General features: G+C 63.9%; 23 protein-coding genes. 10 read left to right on the top strand and 13 right to left on the bottom strand.

Annotated elements, in window-relative coordinates:
* The first annotated feature begins 99 nt into the window (after positions 1–99).
* Positions 100–576, top strand: a complete 477-nt coding sequence (locus tag HHL25_RS09300) for an Lrp/AsnC family transcriptional regulator (RefSeq protein WP_169589346.1) — start codon at positions 100–102, stop codon at positions 574–576.
* Between the two features lie 2 nt (positions 577–578).
* Here the strand turns inward: HHL25_RS09300 and HHL25_RS09295 are convergent, their stop codons facing one another.
* The 3 genes from HHL25_RS09295 to HHL25_RS09285 form a co-directional block, all read right to left on the bottom strand.
* A complete protein-coding gene (locus HHL25_RS09295; RefSeq protein ID WP_169589344.1) occupies positions 579–887 on the bottom strand; it encodes a type II toxin-antitoxin system RelE/ParE family toxin in 309 nt (102 codons plus the stop codon).
* 1 nt (position 888) lies between these two features.
* A complete protein-coding gene (locus tag HHL25_RS09290; RefSeq protein ID WP_169589342.1) occupies positions 889–1,134 on the bottom strand; it encodes a type II toxin-antitoxin system ParD family antitoxin in 246 nt (81 codons plus the stop codon).
* Positions 1,135–1,305: 171 nt separating this feature from the next.
* A complete protein-coding gene (locus HHL25_RS09285; RefSeq protein WP_169589340.1) occupies positions 1,306–2,322 on the bottom strand; it encodes a zinc-binding alcohol dehydrogenase family protein in 1,017 nt (338 codons plus the stop codon).
* A 124-nt stretch (positions 2,323–2,446) separates the two neighbouring features.
* Here HHL25_RS09285 and HHL25_RS09280 point away from each other — a divergent pair, with 124 nt between their 5' ends.
* On the top strand, positions 2,447–2,863 hold the full coding sequence (locus HHL25_RS09280; protein WP_169589338.1) for a winged helix-turn-helix transcriptional regulator: 417 nt from the start codon (positions 2,447–2,449) through the stop codon (positions 2,861–2,863).
* Here HHL25_RS09280 and HHL25_RS09275 read toward each other — a convergent pair.
* On the bottom strand, positions 2,852–4,087 hold the full coding sequence (locus HHL25_RS09275; RefSeq protein WP_169589336.1) for an MFS transporter: 1,236 nt from the start codon (positions 4,085–4,087) through the stop codon (positions 2,852–2,854). The genes HHL25_RS09280 and HHL25_RS09275 overlap by 12 nt on opposite strands.
* Before the next feature lie 284 nt (positions 4,088–4,371).
* On the opposite strand from HHL25_RS09275, the gene HHL25_RS09270 reads away from it, so the two are divergent.
* A complete protein-coding gene (locus tag HHL25_RS09270) occupies positions 4,372–5,292 on the top strand; it encodes a diacylglycerol/lipid kinase family protein (protein ID WP_169589334.1) in 921 nt (306 codons plus the stop codon).
* A 10-nt stretch (positions 5,293–5,302) separates the two neighbouring features.
* On the opposite strand, the gene HHL25_RS09265 is transcribed toward HHL25_RS09270, so the two are convergent.
* Together HHL25_RS09265 and HHL25_RS09260 are read right to left on the bottom strand one after the other, a co-directional pair.
* Positions 5,303–5,737 (bottom strand): RbsD/FucU family protein, encoded by a 435-nt coding sequence (locus HHL25_RS09265; protein ID WP_169589332.1) that lies wholly within the window; start codon positions 5,735–5,737, stop codon positions 5,303–5,305.
* On the bottom strand, positions 5,721–6,965 hold the full coding sequence (locus tag HHL25_RS09260; RefSeq protein ID WP_169589330.1) for an ROK family transcriptional regulator: 1,245 nt from the start codon (positions 6,963–6,965) through the stop codon (positions 5,721–5,723). The genes HHL25_RS09265 and HHL25_RS09260 overlap by 17 nt, the downstream gene beginning before the upstream one ends.
* A gap of 237 nt (positions 6,966–7,202) precedes the next feature.
* On the opposite strand from HHL25_RS09260, the gene HHL25_RS09255 reads away from it, so the two are divergent.
* The 4 genes from HHL25_RS09255 (at position 7,203) to HHL25_RS09240 (ending at position 10,897) form a co-directional block, all read left to right on the top strand.
* A complete protein-coding gene (locus HHL25_RS09255; protein ID WP_169589328.1) occupies positions 7,203–8,228 on the top strand; it encodes a sugar ABC transporter substrate-binding protein in 1,026 nt (341 codons plus the stop codon).
* A 166-nt stretch (positions 8,229–8,394) separates the two neighbouring features.
* Positions 8,395–9,477 (top strand): ABC transporter permease, encoded by a 1,083-nt coding sequence (locus HHL25_RS09250; protein ID WP_169589326.1) that lies wholly within the window; start codon positions 8,395–8,397, stop codon positions 9,475–9,477.
* Positions 9,477–10,274: an ATP-binding cassette domain-containing protein gene (locus tag HHL25_RS09245; protein ID WP_169589324.1), complete on the top strand. Its 798-nt coding sequence runs from the start codon at positions 9,477–9,479 to the stop codon at positions 10,272–10,274. Before HHL25_RS09250 ends, HHL25_RS09245 begins: the two co-directional genes overlap by 1 nt.
* On the top strand, positions 10,271–10,897 hold the full coding sequence (locus tag HHL25_RS09240) for a nucleoside triphosphate hydrolase (protein WP_169589322.1): 627 nt from the start codon (positions 10,271–10,273) through the stop codon (positions 10,895–10,897). Before HHL25_RS09245 ends, HHL25_RS09240 begins: the two co-directional genes overlap by 4 nt.
* Before the next feature lie 75 nt (positions 10,898–10,972).
* Here HHL25_RS09240 and HHL25_RS09235 read toward each other — a convergent pair whose 3' ends face one another.
* Positions 10,973–12,331: a glutamine synthetase family protein gene (locus HHL25_RS09235; RefSeq protein WP_169589320.1), complete on the bottom strand. Its 1,359-nt coding sequence runs from the start codon at positions 12,329–12,331 to the stop codon at positions 10,973–10,975.
* A 209-nt stretch (positions 12,332–12,540) separates the two neighbouring features.
* Here HHL25_RS09235 and HHL25_RS09230 point away from each other — a divergent pair, with 209 nt between their 5' ends.
* Positions 12,541–13,911, top strand: a complete 1,371-nt coding sequence (locus HHL25_RS09230; RefSeq protein WP_169589318.1) for an aspartate aminotransferase family protein — start codon at positions 12,541–12,543, stop codon at positions 13,909–13,911.
* A gap of 273 nt (positions 13,912–14,184) precedes the next feature.
* Here HHL25_RS09230 and HHL25_RS09225 read toward each other — a convergent pair whose 3' ends face one another.
* From HHL25_RS09225 to HHL25_RS09215, 3 genes are all read right to left on the bottom strand, one after another.
* A complete protein-coding gene (locus HHL25_RS09225) occupies positions 14,185–14,961 on the bottom strand; it encodes an SDR family NAD(P)-dependent oxidoreductase (RefSeq protein WP_169589316.1) in 777 nt (258 codons plus the stop codon).
* 143 nt (positions 14,962–15,104) lie between these two features.
* Positions 15,105–15,392: a DUF2218 domain-containing protein gene (locus tag HHL25_RS09220; RefSeq protein ID WP_169589314.1), complete on the bottom strand. Its 288-nt coding sequence runs from the start codon at positions 15,390–15,392 to the stop codon at positions 15,105–15,107.
* A 2-nt stretch (positions 15,393–15,394) separates the two neighbouring features.
* Positions 15,395–15,847 (bottom strand): PadR family transcriptional regulator, encoded by a 453-nt coding sequence (locus HHL25_RS09215; RefSeq protein WP_315853043.1) that lies wholly within the window; start codon positions 15,845–15,847, stop codon positions 15,395–15,397.
* A gap of 298 nt (positions 15,848–16,145) precedes the next feature.
* On the opposite strand from HHL25_RS09215, the gene HHL25_RS09210 reads away from it, so the two are divergent.
* Positions 16,146–16,619 (top strand): OsmC family protein, encoded by a 474-nt coding sequence (locus HHL25_RS09210; RefSeq protein WP_169589310.1) that lies wholly within the window; start codon positions 16,146–16,148, stop codon positions 16,617–16,619.
* A gap of 15 nt (positions 16,620–16,634) precedes the next feature.
* On the opposite strand, the gene HHL25_RS09205 is transcribed toward HHL25_RS09210, so the two are convergent.
* The 3 genes from HHL25_RS09205 to HHL25_RS09195 form a co-directional block, all read right to left on the bottom strand.
* Positions 16,635–17,075: a hypothetical protein gene (locus tag HHL25_RS09205; RefSeq protein ID WP_169589308.1), complete on the bottom strand. Its 441-nt coding sequence runs from the start codon at positions 17,073–17,075 to the stop codon at positions 16,635–16,637.
* 133 nt (positions 17,076–17,208) lie between these two features.
* A complete protein-coding gene (locus HHL25_RS09200) occupies positions 17,209–18,135 on the bottom strand; it encodes a glycosyltransferase family 39 protein (RefSeq protein ID WP_169589306.1) in 927 nt (308 codons plus the stop codon).
* A 1-nt stretch (position 18,136) separates the two neighbouring features.
* Positions 18,137–19,141, bottom strand: a complete 1,005-nt coding sequence (locus tag HHL25_RS09195; protein ID WP_261345110.1) for a glycosyltransferase family 2 protein — start codon at positions 19,139–19,141, stop codon at positions 18,137–18,139.
* Between the two features lie 88 nt (positions 19,142–19,229).
* Here HHL25_RS09195 and HHL25_RS09190 point away from each other — a divergent pair, with 88 nt between their 5' ends.
* Entirely contained in the window at positions 19,230–20,207 is a 978-nt protein-coding gene (locus HHL25_RS09190) for a lysylphosphatidylglycerol synthase domain-containing protein (protein WP_169589689.1), read from the top strand.
* Positions 20,208–20,224: the final 17 nt, after the last annotated feature.

Here is a 20,224-nt window from a genome sequence, read left to right as displayed (position 1 = left end):
ATGTAGCGCGTGAGGCCGTGGCGTGTCCTTGCCAATTATGCCGTTGGAGCATACTCTATTGGCAGAAACATGCGCTAAATGCTCCAAGATATAGTGATCATGCCAAGTTTGGACAAGTTCGATATCGCCATCCTCGAAGCCCTGCAGGACAATGCCCGCGCGACCAATGTCGAGATCGCCGAGCGGGTGAACCTCTCGCCGTCGCCCTGTCTGCGGCGCATCCGCATGTTGGAGGAGGCGGGCTACATCCGTGGCTACCGGGCCGACATCGACCGGCGCACGGTCGGTCTGGAACTGACGGTCTTCATCGCGTTCAAGGTGGCCCATCACACGCGCGAGCACGCCCACGCCTTCCAGCAGGCTTTGCGGGACCTTCCGGAAGTCGTCGCCTGCTACATGATCTCCGGCCACTCCGACTTCATGGCCGAAGTGGTGGTGGAAAATCTCGCGGCCTACGAGGCGCTGCTCACCGACCATCTTCTGGTCCTCCCGCATGTCACCGACATCCAGTCCAATTTCGCCATCCGCAGCGTGAAGACCGGTGGACGGCTCAAGTTGCCGCGGGCGAGGGGGTGAACCTATTCGTGGTCGCCAAAATGCTGTTCGATGTCGCGATGGCCCTCCAGTATGTTGACGATCTGGAAGTTGTCGCCGACATAACGAAAGAAGATGACATAGGATCCGAAAGCGGCACTGCGAATATCCGGTCGCAATTCCGGTCGCGGTCGCCCCATCTGCCCCGGTAGCCCTGCGAGATGTCGGCAATGGGCGCGCAGCTTGTCGACGAACTGTCTCGCGGTAGAAATGTCTCCACTCACCTGATGCACATAGGTGAGGATTTCCAGAAGATCGGCTTTGGCGCTTTCGAGATAGCGAAGCCGCGCCAAGTCAAGCGCCCTTTGCCTCAAGTTCCTCGGCTCGTCTGTCGAGCAGCGAGTCGAGTTCTTCGTCGCCGACGTCGCCTCCGGCGGCGATCGATCTGTCGAGAGTGTCGCGCAGCGCCGTCAGCTTGACCTCTCGTTCCTCGACCAGCCTCAGACCTTCGCGCACCACCTCGCTGGCCGAGCCATACCGTCCGGACTGTACCGTCCGCTCTACGAATTTTTCCCAGCGCTCGCCCAACGAGACATTCATTTCAGGCTCTCCAGTGTCAGAACTCCATTCTAACTGTGTAACAAAAAAGGCGCAATATTTGACATTGTCTCCGCCTTGCTTCAGTCATCTCGTACCCAAAGGTACGACGATGGCGCGTATGTCGCGCCTTTCCGGACGCGAGGCAGCGCGTGCGCTGCCTCGTTCCGTTCCTCAGAAGCCTTCAAGAACGAGCTTACCCTTGGTCCGGCCGGATTCGATCAGCGCATGGGCCTTCTTCAGGTTGGCGGCGTTGATCGTGCCGAGCGTTTCGGTGAGCGTCGTGCGGATCCGTCCGGCGTCGACCAGTTCGGCGACGTGGCTCAGGAGCTTGTGCTGGGCGATCATGTCGGCGGTCTGGAAGACCGCGCGGGTGAACATCGATTCCCAGTGGATCGACACCGACTTGCCCTTGAAGGGCATGACGTCGAAGCCGCCCTTGATATCGTCGATTATGCCGAAGCGACCCTGCGGCGCGACGATCGCCTGGAGGTCGCCGACATGCAGGTCGCTGCGGGTGATCGAGAAGACGAAAGCGGGGGCGCCGATGCCGAGGGCGGAAAACTGCGGAGCCAGCGCATTGCTGTGATCGAGCACGTGGTGGGCGCCGAGATCCTTGACCCATTGGCTGGTCTCGGGCCGGGAGGTCGTGGTGATGATCGTCAGGGCGGTGAGTTGGCGGGCGAGCTGGATGGTCATCGAGCCGACGCCGCCCGCGCCGCCGGTGACCAGCAGGGCATGGTTCACGCCTTCGACCTTGTCCTCGACCTTGAGCCGGTGGAAGAGCATTTCATAGGCGGTGATCGAGGTCAGCGGAATGGCGGCTGCCTCGGCGAAGCTCAGGCTTTTCGGCTTCAGGGCAACGATCCGCTCGTCGACCAGGTGGAACTCGCTGTTGGTGCCCGGCCGGTTGATGACGCCGGCATAGAAGACCTCGTCGCCCGGCTTGAACAGCGTGACGTTCTCGCCGACCGCCTTGACGACGCCGCTGGCGTCATAGCCGAGGATGCGGTGCTGGCCGGGCTCCGGCTGGGCGGCGCTGCGCACCTTGGTGTCGACCGGATTGACCGATACGGCCTTCACTTCCACCAAGAGGTCATGGCCCTTGGCTTCCGGCACGGGAAGCTCGATGTCGATCAGGGAGGTCTCTGCGGTGATGGGTTGGGGGGCCAGATAGCCGACGGCGCGCATGGCATGTCTCCTTGGAATGGTTTGCACGCCCTTCAATTGATACGTATAAACGGATTACGCAAGAATGCACATTTTGTGTCTATAGTGACGGAAAGTGTATGTAGTATCAAAAAGGATACCGTTAATGTCCCGACCGCGTGCCAAGCTCACCAACAATTTTCCCGGCTGCCCGGTCGAGTCGACCCTGAGCCTGCTCGACGGCAAGTGGAAGGGCGTAATTCTCTATCATCTGCTGACCGACAAGACGCTGCGCTTCAACGAGCTGCGCCGCCGGCTGTCGGCGGTGACCCAGCGCATGCTGACCAAACAGCTGCGCGAGCTTGAAGAGGCGGGGATCGTGTCGCGGACGGTCTTTCCGGTGGTGCCGCCGCGCGTCGACTATGCGCTGACACCGCTTGGGCTCAGCCTCGAACCGGTCATCAGGGCGCTCGATGCCTGGGGCAAGACGCATGTCGTCTGCAAGAACGGCACGCGCACCATCTCGATGCCGGCGGATGAAGGCTCAGCCGAAGGCGAGGCAACGGTGCGCTCAGCGGCTTGAGCTGCGCTTCTCCGCGAGCACCGAAACGAGGAAGACCACGAGGCCGAGGGCGGAAAGGGCCGCGCCGACATAACCCGTCGAGCCGTAGCCGTAGCCCCAGCTGATCACTAGTCCGCCGAGCCAGGCGCCGAGCGCATTGGCGATGTTGAAGGCGGAGTGGTTGGAGGCAGCCGCGAGCGTCTGAGCGTCCGCTGCCACGTCCATCAGCCGCGTCTGCACGGCCGGGCAGGCGGCAAAGCCGCAGCCGGTGAGGAAGACGCAGATGCACAGCATCACCGGATCGGCGGCCGTCAGCGAAAAGACGGTCATCAGGATCACGTTGAAGGCGAGCATGCCGCCGATCGTGCCCTTCAGCGAATAGTCGGCCATGCGGCTGCCGACCACGTTGCCGACATTCATCCCGATGCCGAATAGCGCGAGCACGATCGCCACCATGCCGACCGGCAGGCCGGCGGTGTCGGTGGTGGTCTTGGCGATGTAGCTGAAGATCGAGAACATGCCGCCGAAACCGACCGCGGCGACGCCGAGCGTCAGCCACACCTGAAGCCGGCCGAAGGCGCCGAGTTCGCGACGGATGCTGGCACCTTCCGCCACCTTGTCCTTCGGCAGGTAGAGCGCGATCAGCACGACGGTGAGCACGCCGATTGCCCCGACCATCAGGAAGGCGGCTCGCCAGCTCATCAATTGGCCGATGAAGGTGGCGACGGGGGTGCCGATCAGCGTCGCGATCGTCAGGCCGAGCATCACCCGCCCGACGGCGCGGGCGCGTCGATAGGGCGGAACCATCGAGGCGGCAACGAGCGCGGCCACGCCGAAATAGGCGCCGTGCGGCAGGCCGGTGACGAATCGCAGCGCGGTGAACGACCAGAAATCCGGGGCAAGCGCGCTCGTCACGTTGCCGATGGCGAAAACCCCCATCAGCATCAGCAGAAGCGTCCGGCGTGAGAGCTTGGCGGCCAGCACGGCGATGATCGGAGCGCCGATCACCACGCCGAGCGCATAGGCGCTGATGACGCGGCCCGCCTCGGGAACGCTCACCCCGTAGGTGGTCGCGACGTCGGGCAGGAGCCCCATGATGACGAACTCGCCGGTTCCGATGCCGAAGCCGCCGGCGGCAAGGGCGATCTCGATCAGGATCATCATCAGCGGTGTGAGCGACTGCGTGCCGTTGGCCGGAAGGAAGTCTGTCCCGCGATCGGAGGGGAGGGCGCTGCAATCGGTCATGGCACTACCTGTGGCCGGTCGCCTGACACGACCGCAAGAAGAGGATACGGGAGACTGTCGGTGAGGGAGGCGGAGCGGCGTTGCCGGCAGGCGTCCCGGTGTTGACGTGATTTGACAGTTATCATGTCTTTGTGCGTCGCAGTAAAGAGCATTTGCGCCGCAACTTGAATTTTGCCCGCAATATGCCGATTTCAGAGGGCGTGGTGAAACCTTGAGCCGAGCGATGCGTTGTAAAGCGCTGGCGGCCCTGGACGCCACCGGGCGATCGACGGAACGAGGTGGCGATGAGGCTGAAGGCAGTATTCAATCGGGACGGCGGAACATTCCGGACGACCGAAATGGACGCCTATTGTGCCCAGGCGGAGGAGATCTTCCGTGCTGCCGGCCACGAGGTTGCCTTCGCGATCGTCGCTGGGAAGGACGTCGTCGAGACGCTCGAGAGGACTGCGCGAGAGGATGGCGTCGAGGCTTTGATCGCAGGCGGCGGCGACGGCACGATTTCGGCCGCAGCCGGCATCGCCTGGAAGGCCGGCCTGCCGCTCGGCGTCGTGCCCGCCGGGACGATGAACCTCTTTGCCCGGTCGCTGAAACTGCCGCTCGATATCCGGGCAGTGCTGCAGACGCTGGCCGAAGGCGAGGTCCGTTCGGTCGACATCGCGACGGCCAACGGCCGGCCCTTTGTGCACCAGTTCTCGGCGGGGCTGCATGCCCGCATGGTCCGCATGCGCAATGCGATGAACTATGGCTCGCGCCTCGGAAAGATGCGCGCCAGCACGCGCGCCGCGCTCGGCGTGATGCTGCGCCCCTCCCGGTTCGAGGTGATCTTCGACATCGACCACGACGGCCGAAACGAGCATCGCGTCGTCTCGGCGATCTCGGTTTCCAACAATCCCTTCGGTGACAATCCGCTGTTCTTCGCCGACGACCTGACGACCGGCAAGCTCGGGGTCTATCTTGCCGACCCGCTGGAGCCGGCCGGCGTGGCAAAACTCGCCTTCGACATCGTTCGCGGCAAGATGAAGGACAACGGGGCCGTGACCGCCTCAACCGCCGAGACTGTGCGACTGCATTTCCCCAAGCGCCGGAGCGGCGCGCTCTGCGTGTTGGACGGAGAGCTGTTGCGCATGCCGCGCGACGTGGAGATCCGCCTGCATCCGCGAGAACTCAAGGTTCTCGTTCCGGCCGGCACGGTCGCCGCCGCCTGAACCGTGGCCCTCAGGCGACGGGGTAGATGACGCCCTTGCGGAGGATCATGTTGGCGTAGAGTTTCGGTTCGCTGGTCTGCACGACCGCATGGGCGCGCTTTACCCGCCCGTAGAAGTCCTCACCGACCAGAGGCACGACCTTGCGCTCCGGTTCATGGCGCGCGCAGCAGGCGATCATCTGCTGGTGGATCGGGTCGAGCCGCCCGGCATCCGCGCCGACGGTCGAGCGGAAGATAGCCTCCGGCACGAAATCGTCGATCGGCATGACGCTGAGGATAGCGTCGATCACCGCAACGATCCCGTGGCCGTCGAGCCGGATCAGCCGTCGCGCATGCTCCAGCGCCGGATAGTTGCCGTCGACGACGGCGATCTCGTCGCCATGGCCCATGGCGCGAAGCGCCGCGAGCAGGTCCGGGCTCAGAAGCGGATTAATTCCCTTCAGCATTGTCGATTTCCTTGAACAAGACGGTCTGGTCTATGAGGTAGCGGGCAAAGATCGGTAGGCTTGCGCCGCCGATGGCGCGGGCCTGCGCGCCGACCGCGCCCTCGATGATGTCGGGAAAGACGATACCCTGCAGGTCGAGCTTGCCGATCTCCTCGATCGTCGCAGCCACGAGGCGCGCGCGGACCCAGTCAGGAAATCCGCCGTCGATGATGGCGGCGGAAAAGTCGACGATCGAGCTTGCGGCGACAATGGCCTGGGCAAGCGCGCCGGCACAGTCTCGGATCCAGATCTCCAGCGGCTCGCCGAAGTCGATCCATTGCTCCGCTGCATACCAGAGCGGTTGCGGATCGATCCCGCGCTCGCGCAGCAGCCGTTCGAGCACAAAGATCGAGGCGATCTCGAGCAACTGCTTGGTCTCGCCGTGCTTGTTGCGAACGGGCAGGGGGCCAATTGCGCCGGCCGTACCGGTCCTGCCGACGAACACCGAGGAATTGAGGACAATGCCGCCGCCGATGAAGGAGCCGACATAGAAATAGACGAAGTCCGGGTAACGTTGCCCGACGCCGAACACAAGTTCTGCCCCGCAGGCGCTGGTGGCGTCGTTCTGCAGGTAGACGGGGTAGGAGAGCCGATTTGCGACCTCGGCCTGAAGGTCGAACCCGCGCCAGGCATCCATGGCGCCGTCCGGGGCGCCGACCTCGCGCGCCCAGTTCCACAATTCGAAGGGTGCCGCGATCCCGACACCGGCAATGGCGCCGCGCTGTTCCGTGCTCAGCTGGCCCTCCAGTTCCGCAATGCCGTCGACCAGGAAGTCGAGGATCTCCCGTGGATTGGGATAGCGATAGGTCAGGTGCCGGTTTAGCCGGATCGTGCCGACGAAATCCATCAGCACGAGATCCGCGCTGCGCCTGCCGATCTTGACCCCGAAGGAATAGACGGCGTCCGGATTGAGAGACATCGGCACCGAGGGCTGGCCGACCCTGCCGCGCAGAGGTTCACCGCGGATCAGCAGGCCGTCTTTTTCCAGCGCGCGCATGATGACGGAGACGGTCTGGGCCGAAAGGCCGGTGAGGCGGGCAATCTCCGCCTTGGAGACGCCGCTCTGGCGGCGCACGAGCGAAAGCACCAGGCGCTCGTTATACGCCCTGACCCTGATCTGGTTCGCACCGCCGGATGTCGCCGGCGGCAGCACGTCCGTCGTGCCGGCTGGATGATCCGACAAAGACATGGCTGCTCCTCCTCCGACGATACGTGAAAGTCCGTATACGTCGCCCCACGCAGAATGTCACAGCGAATTAATAATTCAACTGGATTTATTTATTGACAATGAGAAATCTCTGATGTTCTTAATGGGGTGTGGAGGAATGGCGCCTCGTTGAGGATGCCGACCCGGCGTGGGAGCGCTCGGGACCACGCTCGCGGTCCGGCACGAGCCGGATTGAACGTTATCTTCGGGAGGAAGCACATGAAGAAGTCTCTCTTTGCCGCATCGCTGGCAGCACTCGCAATCGGCACCGTTTTTTCGGCCCCGGCCAGCGCAGCCGACGTATCGGCCTGCCTGATCACCAAGACCGACACCAACCCCTTCTTCGTCAAGATGAAGGAAGGCGCGACCGCCAAGGCCGCCGAACTTGGCGTCACGCTGAAGTCCTATGCCGGCAAGATCGATGGCGACTCGGAAAGCCAGGTCGCCGCCATCGAGACCTGCATCGCTGACGGCGCGAAGGGTATCCTGCTCACCGCTTCCGACACCAAGGGCATCGTTCCGGCGGTCAAGAAGGCCCGTGACGCCGGCATTCTCGTCATCGCTCTCGACACCCCGCTCGAGCCGGTCGATTCCGCCGACATGACGTTTGCCACCGACAACCTGCTCGCCGGCAAGCTGATCGGCCAGTGGGCCGCCGCCACCCTCGGTGACAAGGCCAAGGACGCCAAGGTTGCCTTCCTCGACCTGACGCCGTCGCAGCCGACGGTCGACGTCCTGCGCGACCAGGGCTTCATGATCGGTTTCGGCATCGACCCCAAGGACCCGAACAAGATCGGCGACGAGGATGATGCCCGCATCGTCGGCCACGACGTGACCAACGGCAACGAGGAAGGCGGCCGCACCGCCATGGAAAACCTCCTGCAGAAGGATCCCTCGATCAACGTCGTCCACACCATCAACGAACCGGCTGCCGCCGGCGCCTATGAAGCGCTGAAGGCCGTTGGCAAGGAGAAGGACGTCCTGATCGTTTCCGTCGACGGCGGTTGCCCGGGCGTGCAGAACGTCATCGACGGCGTGATCGGCGCCACGTCGCAGCAGTATCCGCTGCTGATGGCATCGCTCGGCATCGAGGCGATCAAGAAGTTCGCCGACACCGGCGAGAAGCCGAAGGCCACCGAAGGCAAGGACTTCTTCGACACCGGCGTCGCCCTCGTCACCGACAAGCCGGCTGCCGGCGTCGAGTCGATCGACACCAAGGCCGGCAAGGACAAGTGCTGGGGTTGATCCGACCTTAAGCCCGTGATCGCGTCGCTATGCGGCCTCTGAGGAACGTCAGGTCCCTCAAGGTCGAGCGGTCGCGGGCATTTGCGACCGGCCTCTCAGGCGGAGGGCCGGTCGCTCCTTAACCGTCACGCAGAAACACGCGCGAATATCCAGGGAGGACGGAGCGATGCAGTCTGCAAATCCGATTTCGCAGCCGAGCCAGGAGTTCGAGAAGGTCCTCGTCGACAGTTCGACGCAGGTCGCTTCCTTCGATACCCATGACAAGACGCCCTTGCAGAAGTTCCAGCACTTCCTGCATTCGAGCCCGGCAGCGGTGCCGCTGATCGTGCTCGTGATGTCGGTCATCGTCTTCGGCAGCATTCTCGGCGGGAAGTTCTTCTCTGCCTTCACGCTCACCCTGATCCTCCAGCAGGTCGCGATCGTCGGCATCGTCGGCGCTGCCCAGACGCTGGTGATCCTGACGGCCGGCATCGACCTGTCGGTCGGCGCCATCATGGTCCTGTCCTCGGTGGTAATGGGCCAGTTCACCTTCCGCTACGGTCTTCCCCCGACAGTTGCCGTAATCTGCGGCCTCGCCGTCGGCGCGGCCTGCGGCTGGATCAACGGCCAGCTGGTCGCCCGCATGAAGCTGCCGCCCTTCATCGTCACGCTCGGCATGTGGCAGATCGTGCTCGCGTCGAACTTCCTCTATTCGGCCAACGAAACCATCCGCAGCCAGGACATTTCCGCCAATGCGCCGCTGCTGCAGCTCTTCGGCCAGAACCTTCGCATCGGCAGCGCCGTCTTCACTTACGGCGTCATTGCCATGGTGCTGCTCGTTGCGCTTCTCTGGTACGTGCTGAACCGCACCGCCTGGGGCCGCCATGTCTATGCGGTCGGCGACGACCCGGATGCGGCGGAACTTGCCGGCGTCAACGTCAAGCGCATGCTCGTCACCGTCTACACGCTGTCCGGCCTCATCTGCGCGCTTGCCGGCTGGGCGCTTATCGGTCGCATCGGCTCGGTATCGCCGACCGCCGGCCAGTTCGCCAACATCGAATCCATCACCGCCGTGGTGATCGGCGGTATCTCGCTCTTCGGCGGCCGTGGCTCCATCCTCGGCATGCTGTTCGGGGCGCTGATCGTCGGCGTCTTCTCGCTCGGCCTGCGCCTCATCGGCACCGATCCGCAATGGACCTACCTGCTGATCGGCGTCCTCATCATCACCGCAGTGGCAATCGACCAGTGGATCAGAAAGGTAGCAGGCTGATGGCTCAGGAACCCGTTCTCAACGCCCCCATTCTCACTGCCAGGGGTCTCGTCAAACGCTACGGTCGCGTCACCGCCCTCGACAATGCCGATTTCGACCTCTACCCGGGCGAAATCCTCGCCGTCATCGGCGACAACGGTGCCGGCAAGTCCTCGATGATCAAGGCGATCTCCGGCGCCATCACGCCGGACGAGGGGGAGATCCACCTCGAAGGGCAGCCGGTGCAGTTCCGCTCGCCGATCGAGGCCCGCAAGGCCGGCATCGAGACCGTCTACCAGAACCTCGCGCTCTCACCCGCGCTGTCGATCGCCGACAACATGTTTCTCGGCCGCGAACTCCGCAAGCCGGGCATTATGGGCAGCGTGTTCCGCAAGCTCGACCGCACCGCGATGGAGAAATTCTCCCGCGACAAGCTGTCCGAACTCGGCCTGATGACCATCCAGAACATCAACCAGGCGGTGGAAACGCTCTCGGGCGGCCAGCGCCAGGGTGTGGCTGTGGCCCGTGCCGCAGCCTTCGGCTCCAAGGTCATCATCCTCGACGAGCCGACGGCAGCGCTTGGCGTCAAGGAAAGCCGTCGCGTTCTGGAGCTGATCCAGGACGTGCGCCGCCGCGGCATTCCGATCGTCTTGATCAGCCACAACATGCCGCATGTCTTCGAGGTGGCCGACCGGATCCACATCCATCGTCTCGGACGACGCCTGTGCGTCATCAATCCGAAGGACTACACGATGTCGGACGCGGTCGCCTTCATGACCGGCGCCAAGGAAGCACCGGGTGAGGCGCTGGCGGCATGACCATGACGGCGAAGGAAATCGCCGAGACGATCCTCTGGCGCGCCGGCTCGGCGCGCCGTTTTCTCGTGGCGATCGCCGGCCCGCCGGGAGCCGGAAAATCGACGCTTGCCGACACGCTGCGGGATCTTCTGATTGCCGACGGCGAGACTGCGGTCGTCCTGCCGATGGACGGCTTCCACATGGACAACGGCATCCTCGAGGCGCGGGGGCTTCTGCCCCGCAAAGGAGCTCCGCAGACCTTCGACGTGCGTGGCTTCGCCGACATCCTGCGTGCGGTGAGGGTAGGGGAGGAAGAGGTGCTGGTGCCGGTCTTCGATCGGGATCGCGAGATCGCCATCGCCTCGGCCCGCCCGATTTCCCCGGCTGACCGCATCGTGCTGGTCGAGGGCAACTATCTGCTGTTGGACGAAGAGCCATGGTCGTCGCTCGCCCCGCTCTTCGACCTCACCATCTTCGTCGCGCCCTCCTTCGAGGAACTCGAACGCCGGCTGACCGCGCGCTGGGAGGGCTACAACCTCGACGCCGCCGGGATCGACTGGAAGCTCAACGGCAACGATCTGCCGAACGGCCGGCTGGTGCTGGAAAAGAGCCGAAAGGCCGACATCCGGATCGACGATTTCTGAGCGACGCGTTCGTTCCTTCTCCCCGTTCACGGGGAGAAGGTGCCCGAAGGGCGGATGAGGGGGCGACCCCTGCCGTCAGATCCGCGGCAGATAGGTCTGGTAGTCGAAACTCGACACGGTCCTGAGATAAGTGATCGCTTCCTTGCGCTTGGTGTCGCCATAGATCCGCTGGTACTCGGCGCCGAAGATGTCTGCGATGAAGGCCGACTTGCGCAAACGATCGACCGCGGTCAGGAAGTCGTAGGTCAGCATGTCGGGATTTTCCGGCGCGCTGTCGGGGGTGGTGACCGGACCCGGATCGAGATCCTCGTCGAGACCGAGCAGGATGCCGCCGAGAATGGCCGCGAGCAGAAGATGCGGGTTCGCATCCGCGCCGGCGACGCGGTGCTCGACGCGGGCGGCCGGGCCCTCGCTGTCCGGGATGCGCACGGCCGTGCCGCGGTTGCCGAAGCCCCAGTCGACCTTGTCCGGCGCGAACGAGCCCGGCTGGAAGCGCCGATAGGAATTGGCAAACGGCGCGAAGATCAGCTGTGCGTCCTGCATGGTCTTCAGCATGCCGGCCGTGATCGACTTCAGCTTGACCGGATCACCGCCCTTGGCGTCGAGAATGTTGTTGCCCTGGCGGTCGATGATGCTGGCGTGGACGTGGAGGCCGGAACCGGCATGGTCGGCATAGGGCTTGGCCATGCAGGTGGCCCTGAGGCCGTGGCGGCGGGCGGCGAAGTCGACCACGCGCTTCAGGTAGATACAGTCGTCTGCCGCCGCTATGGCGTTCGGCTTGTGCAGGAGGTTGACTTCGAACTGGCCGGGGCCGAATTCGGCAGTCGTTGCGTCCGCCGGCAGGCCCATCTCGTCGGCGAAACGCCGGACGGTGCCTAGGAAGTCTTCCATCGCCGCGGTTGCGCGCATGTCGTAGAGCTGGAAGCCCTCGACCTCGCCATTCATGACCAGCGACTTCGGCGGCATCGGCTTGCCGGTCTCGCGGAAGTCCGGTTCGACCACGTAGAACTCGAGCTCGGTCGCAACGACCGGCGTCAGGCCGCGTTCCTCGAAACGCTTCAGCACGTTGGCGAGGATGGCGCGCGGGCAGATATAGTGCGGGTTGCCGTCCAGCGTGTGCATGGTGGCGAGCACCTGCTTCGAGCCGGCAGGCCCCCAGGGCAGGGTGGTGAGCGAGGTTTTGTCGGCGACGCAGATGCCGTCCGGATCGCCGAGCGTCAGCGAGATTTTGGTGATGTCGTCGTTGTCGTCGCCCCAGATGTCGAGCGACTGGGTGGAGGCCGGCAGGCGCACCGTGTTCTTCCAGACCTTGTCCTCGGCCTTTATTGGGATCATCTTGCCGCGCAGGTCGCCGTTCATGCCGACGAGCAGGACTTCGATACGCGCGGAGGGGTCTGCAGCGCTAAAATTGGCGTCTTGGGACAATTCGGTCATGAAAAATGCTTCTCTTTGGCGATTTGAGGGGCAATTTGGCCGCAGGAAGTACGACTTCGACACCCTTGCCAAACGCTTTTTGGAAGGTCATGTTCGTAGCCGATAACGTTCCGCCTTTCAATCATGCAAGGGAAGCAGGACGCCGCGGACAGGCTTTTCGGCCTGTGCGTGCACCGGACTGCGGGTTTCTTGCGCAAGGATATATTGTCATGACGAAGACCGCCGCCGCCCTGTCCAATCTCGGTGCCATCGACGCCGCCCACCATTTCCACCCCTTCTCCGACATGAAGAAGCTGAATGCCGACGGCACGAAGATCATCAATCGGGCCGACGGCGTGCACATCTGGGATTCGAACGGCAAGCAGTATCTCGACGCGTTTGCGGGCCTGTGGTGCGTCAATGTCGGCTATGGCCGCCAGTCGATCGCGGATGCGGCTTATGCGCAGATGCAGGAACTGCCCTACTACAACACCTTCTTCGGCACGACGACCCCGCCGACCACGCTGCTCGCCCAGAAGATCGCCAGCCACACCGGCGGCAAGCTCAACCACGTCTTCTTCACCAATTCCGGTTCGGAAGCGTCCGACACCTGGTTCCGCATGGCGCGCGTCTACTGGAAGGCGCTCGGCCACGAGACCAAGACCCAGGTGATCGCCCGCCGCAACGCCTATCACGGCTCCACTGTCGCCGGCGCCTCGCTCGGTGGCATGAAGTGGATGCACGAACAGGGCAACCTGCCGATCCCCGGCATCCACCACATCGGCCAGCCCTACTGGTACGGCGAGGGCGGCGACCTGACCCCTGAAGCCTTCGGCCTGAAGGTTGCCCAGGAACTCGAGGCGAAGATCCTCGAACTCGGCGAGGAGAATGTCGCGGCCTTCGTTGCCGAGCCGATCCAGGGCGCCGGTGGCGTCATCGTTCCGCCCTCGACCTACTGGCCGGAAATCAAGCGCATCGCCGCCAAGTACAAGATCCTGCTGGTCGCCGACGAAGTCATCTGCGGCTTCGGTCGCCTCGGCACCTGGTTCGGCCATCAGTATTACGATTTCGAGCCGGATCTCGCACCGATCGCCAAGGGCCTTTCCTCCGGCTACCTGCCGATCGGCGGCGTTCTGATGTCCGAGCGCGTGGCCAAGGTCATGATCGAGGAACTCGGCGACTTCTATCACGGCTACACCTATTCCGGTCACCCGGTCGCAGCCGCCGCCGCCATCGAAAACCTACGGATCATCGAGGAGGAGGGGCTCGTCGAGCGTGTCCGTGACGACATCGGTCCTTACCTCGCCAAGGCGCTCGCCTCGCTCGCCGACCACGACCTGGTCGGCGAAGCCGTCAGCGTCGGCCTGATGGGCGCCGTGCAGATCGCCGCCGACAAGGCGACGCGCCGCCGCTTCGCCAAGCCGGACGAAGTCGGTACGCTGGTGCGCAACCAGTGCGTCGGAAACGGCGTCATCCTGCGCGCCACCGGCGACCGCATGCTCTTCTCGCCGCCGATGATCATCTCGCATGCCGAGGTCGACCAGGCCGTCGACACCCTGCGCAAGGGCCTCGACTGGCTGAAGGAAAATCACAAGGAATAGGCGGCCGGTCCATCAGCCTGAGCAAGCGTCCTTGCCCCTCACCCTGACACGACCGGGGGTCGAGCCGCTTGTCTCGACCCGTCCTTCGGACCCCCGCAAGCGGGGCGAGGGGACGCAGGATGTGCCGAAGGTGCAAATCGCAACGTTTGGGACAGGCGAAGATGGTGCGACTCGTCCCTTCTCCCCGTTTACGGGGAGAAGGTGCCGCCCTTCGACCGGCTCACGGGGCGGATGAGGGGCACGAAACTGGTCCTGTGAAAGTCTGTCGAGACCTCACGGCATCAACTGCCCGCCGTTGACGTCGATGGTCTGGCCGGTGATGTATCCCGACAGCATGTCGGAGGCGAGGAAGAGATAGGCGCCGACACAATCCTCGGGCGTGCCGGTGCGCTTGAGCGGCACACTGGCCGAAATCTGGTCGAGTTGGCCCGGCAAGGCATAGCGGTCCTGGAAGGGTGTCGTGATCACGCCCGGTGCCACGGCATTCACCCGGATGCCGTATTTTCCGAATTCGAGCGCCATGCCCTTGGTGACGGCCGCGACGAAGGCTTTCGACGAGCCGTAGAGCCCCGATCCGGCCGTACCGCCGGTGCGTGCGGCGACCGACGTCGTGTTGATGATGAAGCCCCCGCGCTCTTTCAGATGGGGAAGGGCGGCGCGACCGGCTGCGACCACGGACCGGCCGTTGACGTCCATGACCTTGTCGTAGTGTTCGTCCGTCATGTCCTCGTAGAGCACGCGGGCGATCATGCTCCCGGCATTGTTGACGAGGCCGTCGAGGCGTCCGAAGGTTGACGCGACCGTGTCGACGGCCACTTTGAGAGCGGTCGAGTCTGCCGCATCCGCCTGGACGGTCACGACCTTTCCCCCGGCTTCGGTGATCTCGCGCGCGATCGAGGCGGCGGCTTCGACCCCGGAATTGTAGTGAAGCCCGACAAGGGCGCCCTGCGCGGCAAAGGCGCGAGCGAGTGCAGCACCGATCCCGCTCGATGCGCCGGTAATCAGCACGGCCTTGCCGGCGAGATCGGGAATAATCAGGGTGTTCGCCATGCGTGTCCTCCTTCACTGCGGGCTGCACAATTGACGCCGATCGGGAGGACTTTTCAAGCGCCGATCAAGGGCGCCGAAATGAGGCCGCCGGCCCGAGATCTTTGCGGGCCGGCCAGCGTTGTTGTCTGCCTAGTCGCGCCGGGTCATGCAGCGTCCCACGCGAAAGGCAGCGGCGCCTCGCGGAAGGCAAAGCGGTCGAGATGGCTCGCAACCACGCCCTTCATCCGTTCCAGCACTTCGTCCGAGACCGCATCGATCTCCACGGTCAGCGCCTTGTTGTCGGCGCTCATCGTTGCCATCGCCTCGGCAAAGCGCACCGTGCCGGTGTGATCTCCGAGTTCCACCTCCAGCTTGTGGCTCCAGTGCTTGCAGAGCTGCTGCAGGTATTTCCATCCGTTTTCGGTCGGCACCACCGCGATCGTCTTCGCCATGGTCAGAGCCTCTCGATCCGGCTGGCAGCCTCGTCGATGATCCGGGCGACCTCCAGCTGCACGTCGCGGGTCACGCCGTCTGCGGAGAGCCGATCCTGAAGTGCAGCCTTGAGGTTCTGCATCGCACGGCGAACCGGTGCGGCGTCGGTGCGTTCGCTGACCTTGGCAAGAGCCGACAGGCGCGCCATCGCGGTTTCGACCTCCCCTGCGCGTTCAGCGAGGTGAGCGCGTCCGGCGTCGGTGATGGCGAGCAGCTTGCGCGGGCCTTCGCTCGTCTCTTCTTCTGCAAGCCCCATGTCGAGAAGCAGGGTCATGGTCGGATAGACGACGCCCGGGCTCGGCGCATAGGCACCGCCGGAGCGGTTCTCGATCTCGCGGATGAGGTCGTAACCGTGGCGAGGTTGTTCCTCGATCAGCTTGAGCAGCACGAGCCGCAGCTCGCCCGACTCAAACATTCGCCGGCGCTCGCCGCCGCGGCCACGTCCGCCTTCTGGGCGTCCGCCGAAGAAGCCGTGCCGCATAGCGTGCCAGTCTCGCCCGTGTTCATGGTGTCCGAAATGAAAGTGTCTCATGGATCGTCCTTTTTGATATGTTGAAACTGTATCTAAGATATATCGTAAAAATATCTCTTCAAGGGCTACCCCGATTTTTTGCCGCTGGGGTCGGAAGGTACCTTCTGTACGCTCCTGCCTTGGATGAATGCGGATCTTGGCCTATCGTCAGGCCCGAAGCAGCAGTGGGAGATTTCAAGGCATGTCCGGCAAGCAGCACGAATACGCGGTCACCGTCACCTGGACCGGCAATCGCGGCACAGGTACGTCCGGTTATCGGGAATACGACCGAGACCATGTGATATCGGCGAACGGCAAGTCGGATATTCAGGGATCATCCGATCCGGCTTTCCGCGGAGACGCCGCACGCTGGAACCCGGAGGAGCTTCTGGTCACCGCGCTTTCCGCCTGTCACAAGCTGTGGTACCTGCATTTCTGCGCCGTCTCAGGTGTGGTGGTGACCGCCTATGAGGACCATGCCGAAGGGCTGATGGTGATGGACGAGGAAGGCTCCGGCCGTTTCACCGACGTCGTTCTCAAGCCTCGTGTGACGATCAAGTCCGGCAGCGATCCGGCGGTCGCGGAGGAACTGCACGATGACGCCCACGAAAAGTGTTTCATCGCCAATTCGGTCAATTTTCCCGTCCGCTGCGAACCGGTGATCATCACCGGCTGAGCGGGCCATGCCCGCCTAGTTTGTCTTCGGATAGATGTAGCTGTAGGCGAAGTGATAGAGGTCGCCGTCACGCCCGAAGAGATAGGGCAGGGCGACGGTCCTGATCTCTTCGACCTTCAGCCCCCCGTGGGCGGAAAGCCAGTCTGCCATTGGGCCGGGAAGCGGAAGATCTGCGCCACCGCGGGCGCGCCATACCACGAGCAGCGGACGGTTGGCGTCGAGCGAAAGCGGTGTCTCGAACGCCTCGTAGCCGGGAATCATGACCGGCATGTCGGTGGCCTGCAGGCGGAGATTGCCGGCCATCTGCTGGTCACTGGCAAGGATCATCGCCGGCCGGTTCGCATCCGCCGAGAGGATTTTGCCGACGGCCTCCTGGTAGGGCACGTTGATCTTCTCGTAGTGGCCGGTCATTCCGTGGATCGGGATGCGGACGAGCAGGACGAGCGGGATCAGCACCAGCGCCGCAACGCCGATCGGCAGAAAGCGCGGCAGCGATCGATCCGTGGCAAGGCCTGCCGCCTCGAGCTTGAGGCAGAGATAGAGTGGCAGGACGAAATAGAGCGGCGTCAGCCAGCGGTCCTTGATGTTGCTAGCGCCCCCCGAAGACGACGAGCAGGATCAGCCCGAACAGCGAGATCAGCATGATGTTGCCGATCAGCCGGCTCCACGGGCTCGATGCACGCAACGCCTGCACGAGATCGCGTTTGTAGGCGACAAGAAAGAGGATCACCGTGATTGCCGCAAAGCCGATGATGGCCAGCACCAGGGAGCCGAGTCCAGCCGAGACCTGGCTAAGTCGGCTGACGCTTTCCTCGGAGGTCAGCTTGCCGATGGTGCGGCCGGTGGCGAGTTCGAAGTGCTCAAGGAACCAAAGGCCATGCGGCAGCGCCACGAGGCCTGCGACGGCGATTGTCACGAGGAGGCGCCAGTCGAACAGGCGGCGGCGGAACTCCGGCTCGATCAGCATGGCGATGAGGGCGGCCGTCGGAAGCAGGACGAAGTTGTACTTGGCGACGAAGCCGATCCCGATCGCAAGGCCCGTCAGCCCGTAGGTCACGATGCTCGGCGAACGGATCGCGCTGGTGAGCGCATAGAGGAAGAGGCAGGCGGCGAAGATGACGGCGACCGTGTGCGTCAGGTCGCGCTGGGGCTCGAAGCTCAGCTGCGGCATGGTGAGCAGACCGAGTGTCGCGACGATGGCGAGATCGCGGGAGCGCAGGACGCCGAAGGCTGTCAGTCCGAACAGCAGGTAGGAACAGAAGAGCAGGAGGTTCTTCAGGAGCGACAGCGACAGGAGCGTCGGGCCGAAGACCTGCTCCGCACCGTATTGCAGCCAGTTGTAGAACGGCGGCTGGCTGTCATAACCGAAGGCGAGCCACTGGGCGAGGAACAGCTGCTGTCCCTCGTCGAGCTCCAGCGAATGGGGCACGACGAGGCGGACGACGACGTTCACGGCGAAATAGGCGCCGAACAACGCGAAAAGCAGCCAGGGCCTCTGGCGCAGGGCTGCAACCACGTCATGCTTCCTTTTGATAGGTCTTCCGCACGATGTAGTTCTTCGCCGTGTCGTCGGAGCGCGTCAGCATTTCGGCGAGAATGCCGGTGGTGATCATCTGGATCGAGGTGAGGAACAGCATCACGCCGACCAGCAGCAGCGGCCGCGTGCCGATGTCTTCGCCGAGCCCGAACTTGACCCAGGCGAGATAAAGCAGGATCAGCGAGCTCACTGCCCCGATGAAAAGGCCGATGGTGCCGAAGAAATGGCCCGGGCGCTGGCGGAAGCGCATGAAGAAAAGGACCGAAAGCAGGTCGAGGAACACGCGGATCGTACGCGAGATGCCGTACTTGGACTCGCCGAACTGGCGAGCGTGATGGGTGACCACCACTTCGCCGATCCGCGAGCTCGGAACCACCGAGGCGACCCAGGCGGGAATGAAGCGGTGCATGCCGCCCAGAATGCGGACTTGCTTGATGACCGCCGAGCGGTAGAGCTTGAGGCCGCAGCCGTTGTCGTGGATCTTCACGCCGGTCGCCGAGCCGATCAGGTAGTTGGCGCACCAGGACGGGATCTTGCGCAGCACCAGCGCGTCCTGCCGGGCCTTGCGCCAGCCGCAGAGCAGATCAAGATCACGGGCATCGAGTTCGGCGACCATCGAAGGGATGTCGTAAGGGTCGTTCTGCAGGTCGCCGTCCAGCGTGGCGATCAGGCGACCGCGCGCCGCGTCGAAACCGGCCTGAAGGCCGGCGGCCTTGCCGAAATTGCGCTGGAACTCGATGATGCGCAGATCAAGCCCTTCGCGGCCGAGATATTCCCGTGCATAGGCGAGCGTCCGGTCCGTCGAGCCGTCGTCGATCAGGATCAGCTCCCAGCTCTTGTCGAAACCCTTCATCGCCTCGATCACCCGATCGATCATCGGCCGGAGGCTTTCCTCCTCGTTCATCACCGGAATGACGAGCGAGAGTTCGACCTCGTAGACGGCGGTGCCGTCCTGGGTGGGAGAAGAAAGGCGCTCGAAGGACAAGGGGGATACTCCGGAAATGGCTGGCTTTTGCTGTGCCGGTTGTTATAGGAACACCGCAGTGAGCGCAATTCGGAACTTCCACGGGGCCATGCAGACAGACGAGGAAAACCGCCGGCCTTCGGCCCTTGTGCGCCATCGCCTGTCCCTGATCGCCGCAGCCGCCATCCTGGCCTATGCCGCCTTTGTGCATTACCTGTGGGGCTGGGGCTCGATCGTCGCGGAATGGAAATCCATCGGCTACGGGACCGTCGCGCTGGCGATCGGCCTCCTGGTCGCGACCTATTTCGTCCGTGCCTGGCGGCTCTATGACTACTTCCCCCGCGAAACCTCGGGCCGGTTCATCGAGCTTTTTCATCTCGCGCAGGTCCACAATCTCCTCAACATCATGTTGCCCTTCCGCAGCGGCGAGACGAGCTTTCCGCTTCTGATGCGCTCCGAGTTTTCGGTGCCGCTGCTGCACGGCACGTCGGCGCTGCTGGTGATGCGACTGCTCGATCTACACGCCTTGCTGGCCGCCGGCGGTCTCGGGCTGGTCGTGGCGGCCGAACAGAAGATGCTCGCCGGTCTGCTCTGGCTTGCCTTCCTGCTGGCCCCGATCCCTGCCTTCCTCGTCAAGGAACCGCTGCTTCGCGCCTTGCGCCCGCGCCTGAAGGGAAAGCTCGCGCGTATCCTGGACGGGATCGTGGAAGGGCTTCCGGCCACGCTCGCAGCCCTGCTGCGGGCCTGGTTCGCGACCGTCTTGAACTGGGGCGTCAAGGTGCTGGTCTTTGCCTGGGCGCTGGGGCTGATGGGCGTCGGACCGCTGACGGCGACCTTCGGCGGCGCGATCGGCGGCGAGCTGTCGTCGGTCCTGCCGTTCCACGCGCCGGCCGGAGTCGGGACCTATTCGGCCGGCATCGTGGCCGGTGCGCTTTCCCTCGGGGCGTCGACCGCGCGGGACGCAATGGACGTCCTGGCGCGGGCCAGCATCAACATGCACCTGATGATCATGCTGTCCGCGCTGATCGGTACCGTGCTTTCGCTCGCGCTCAACGAACTGCGCCGCCTCCGCGCCGCAGTTCGTTGATGGACAGAGCGGCCCCC

It is taken from the genome of Rhizobium terricola, from assembly GCF_012927355.1.
Lineage (GTDB): Bacteria > Pseudomonadota > Alphaproteobacteria > Rhizobiales > Rhizobiaceae > Allorhizobium > Allorhizobium terricola.
Note: the sequence above shows the minus strand (reverse complement) of the source record. Positions and strands in the feature narration are given on the sequence as shown.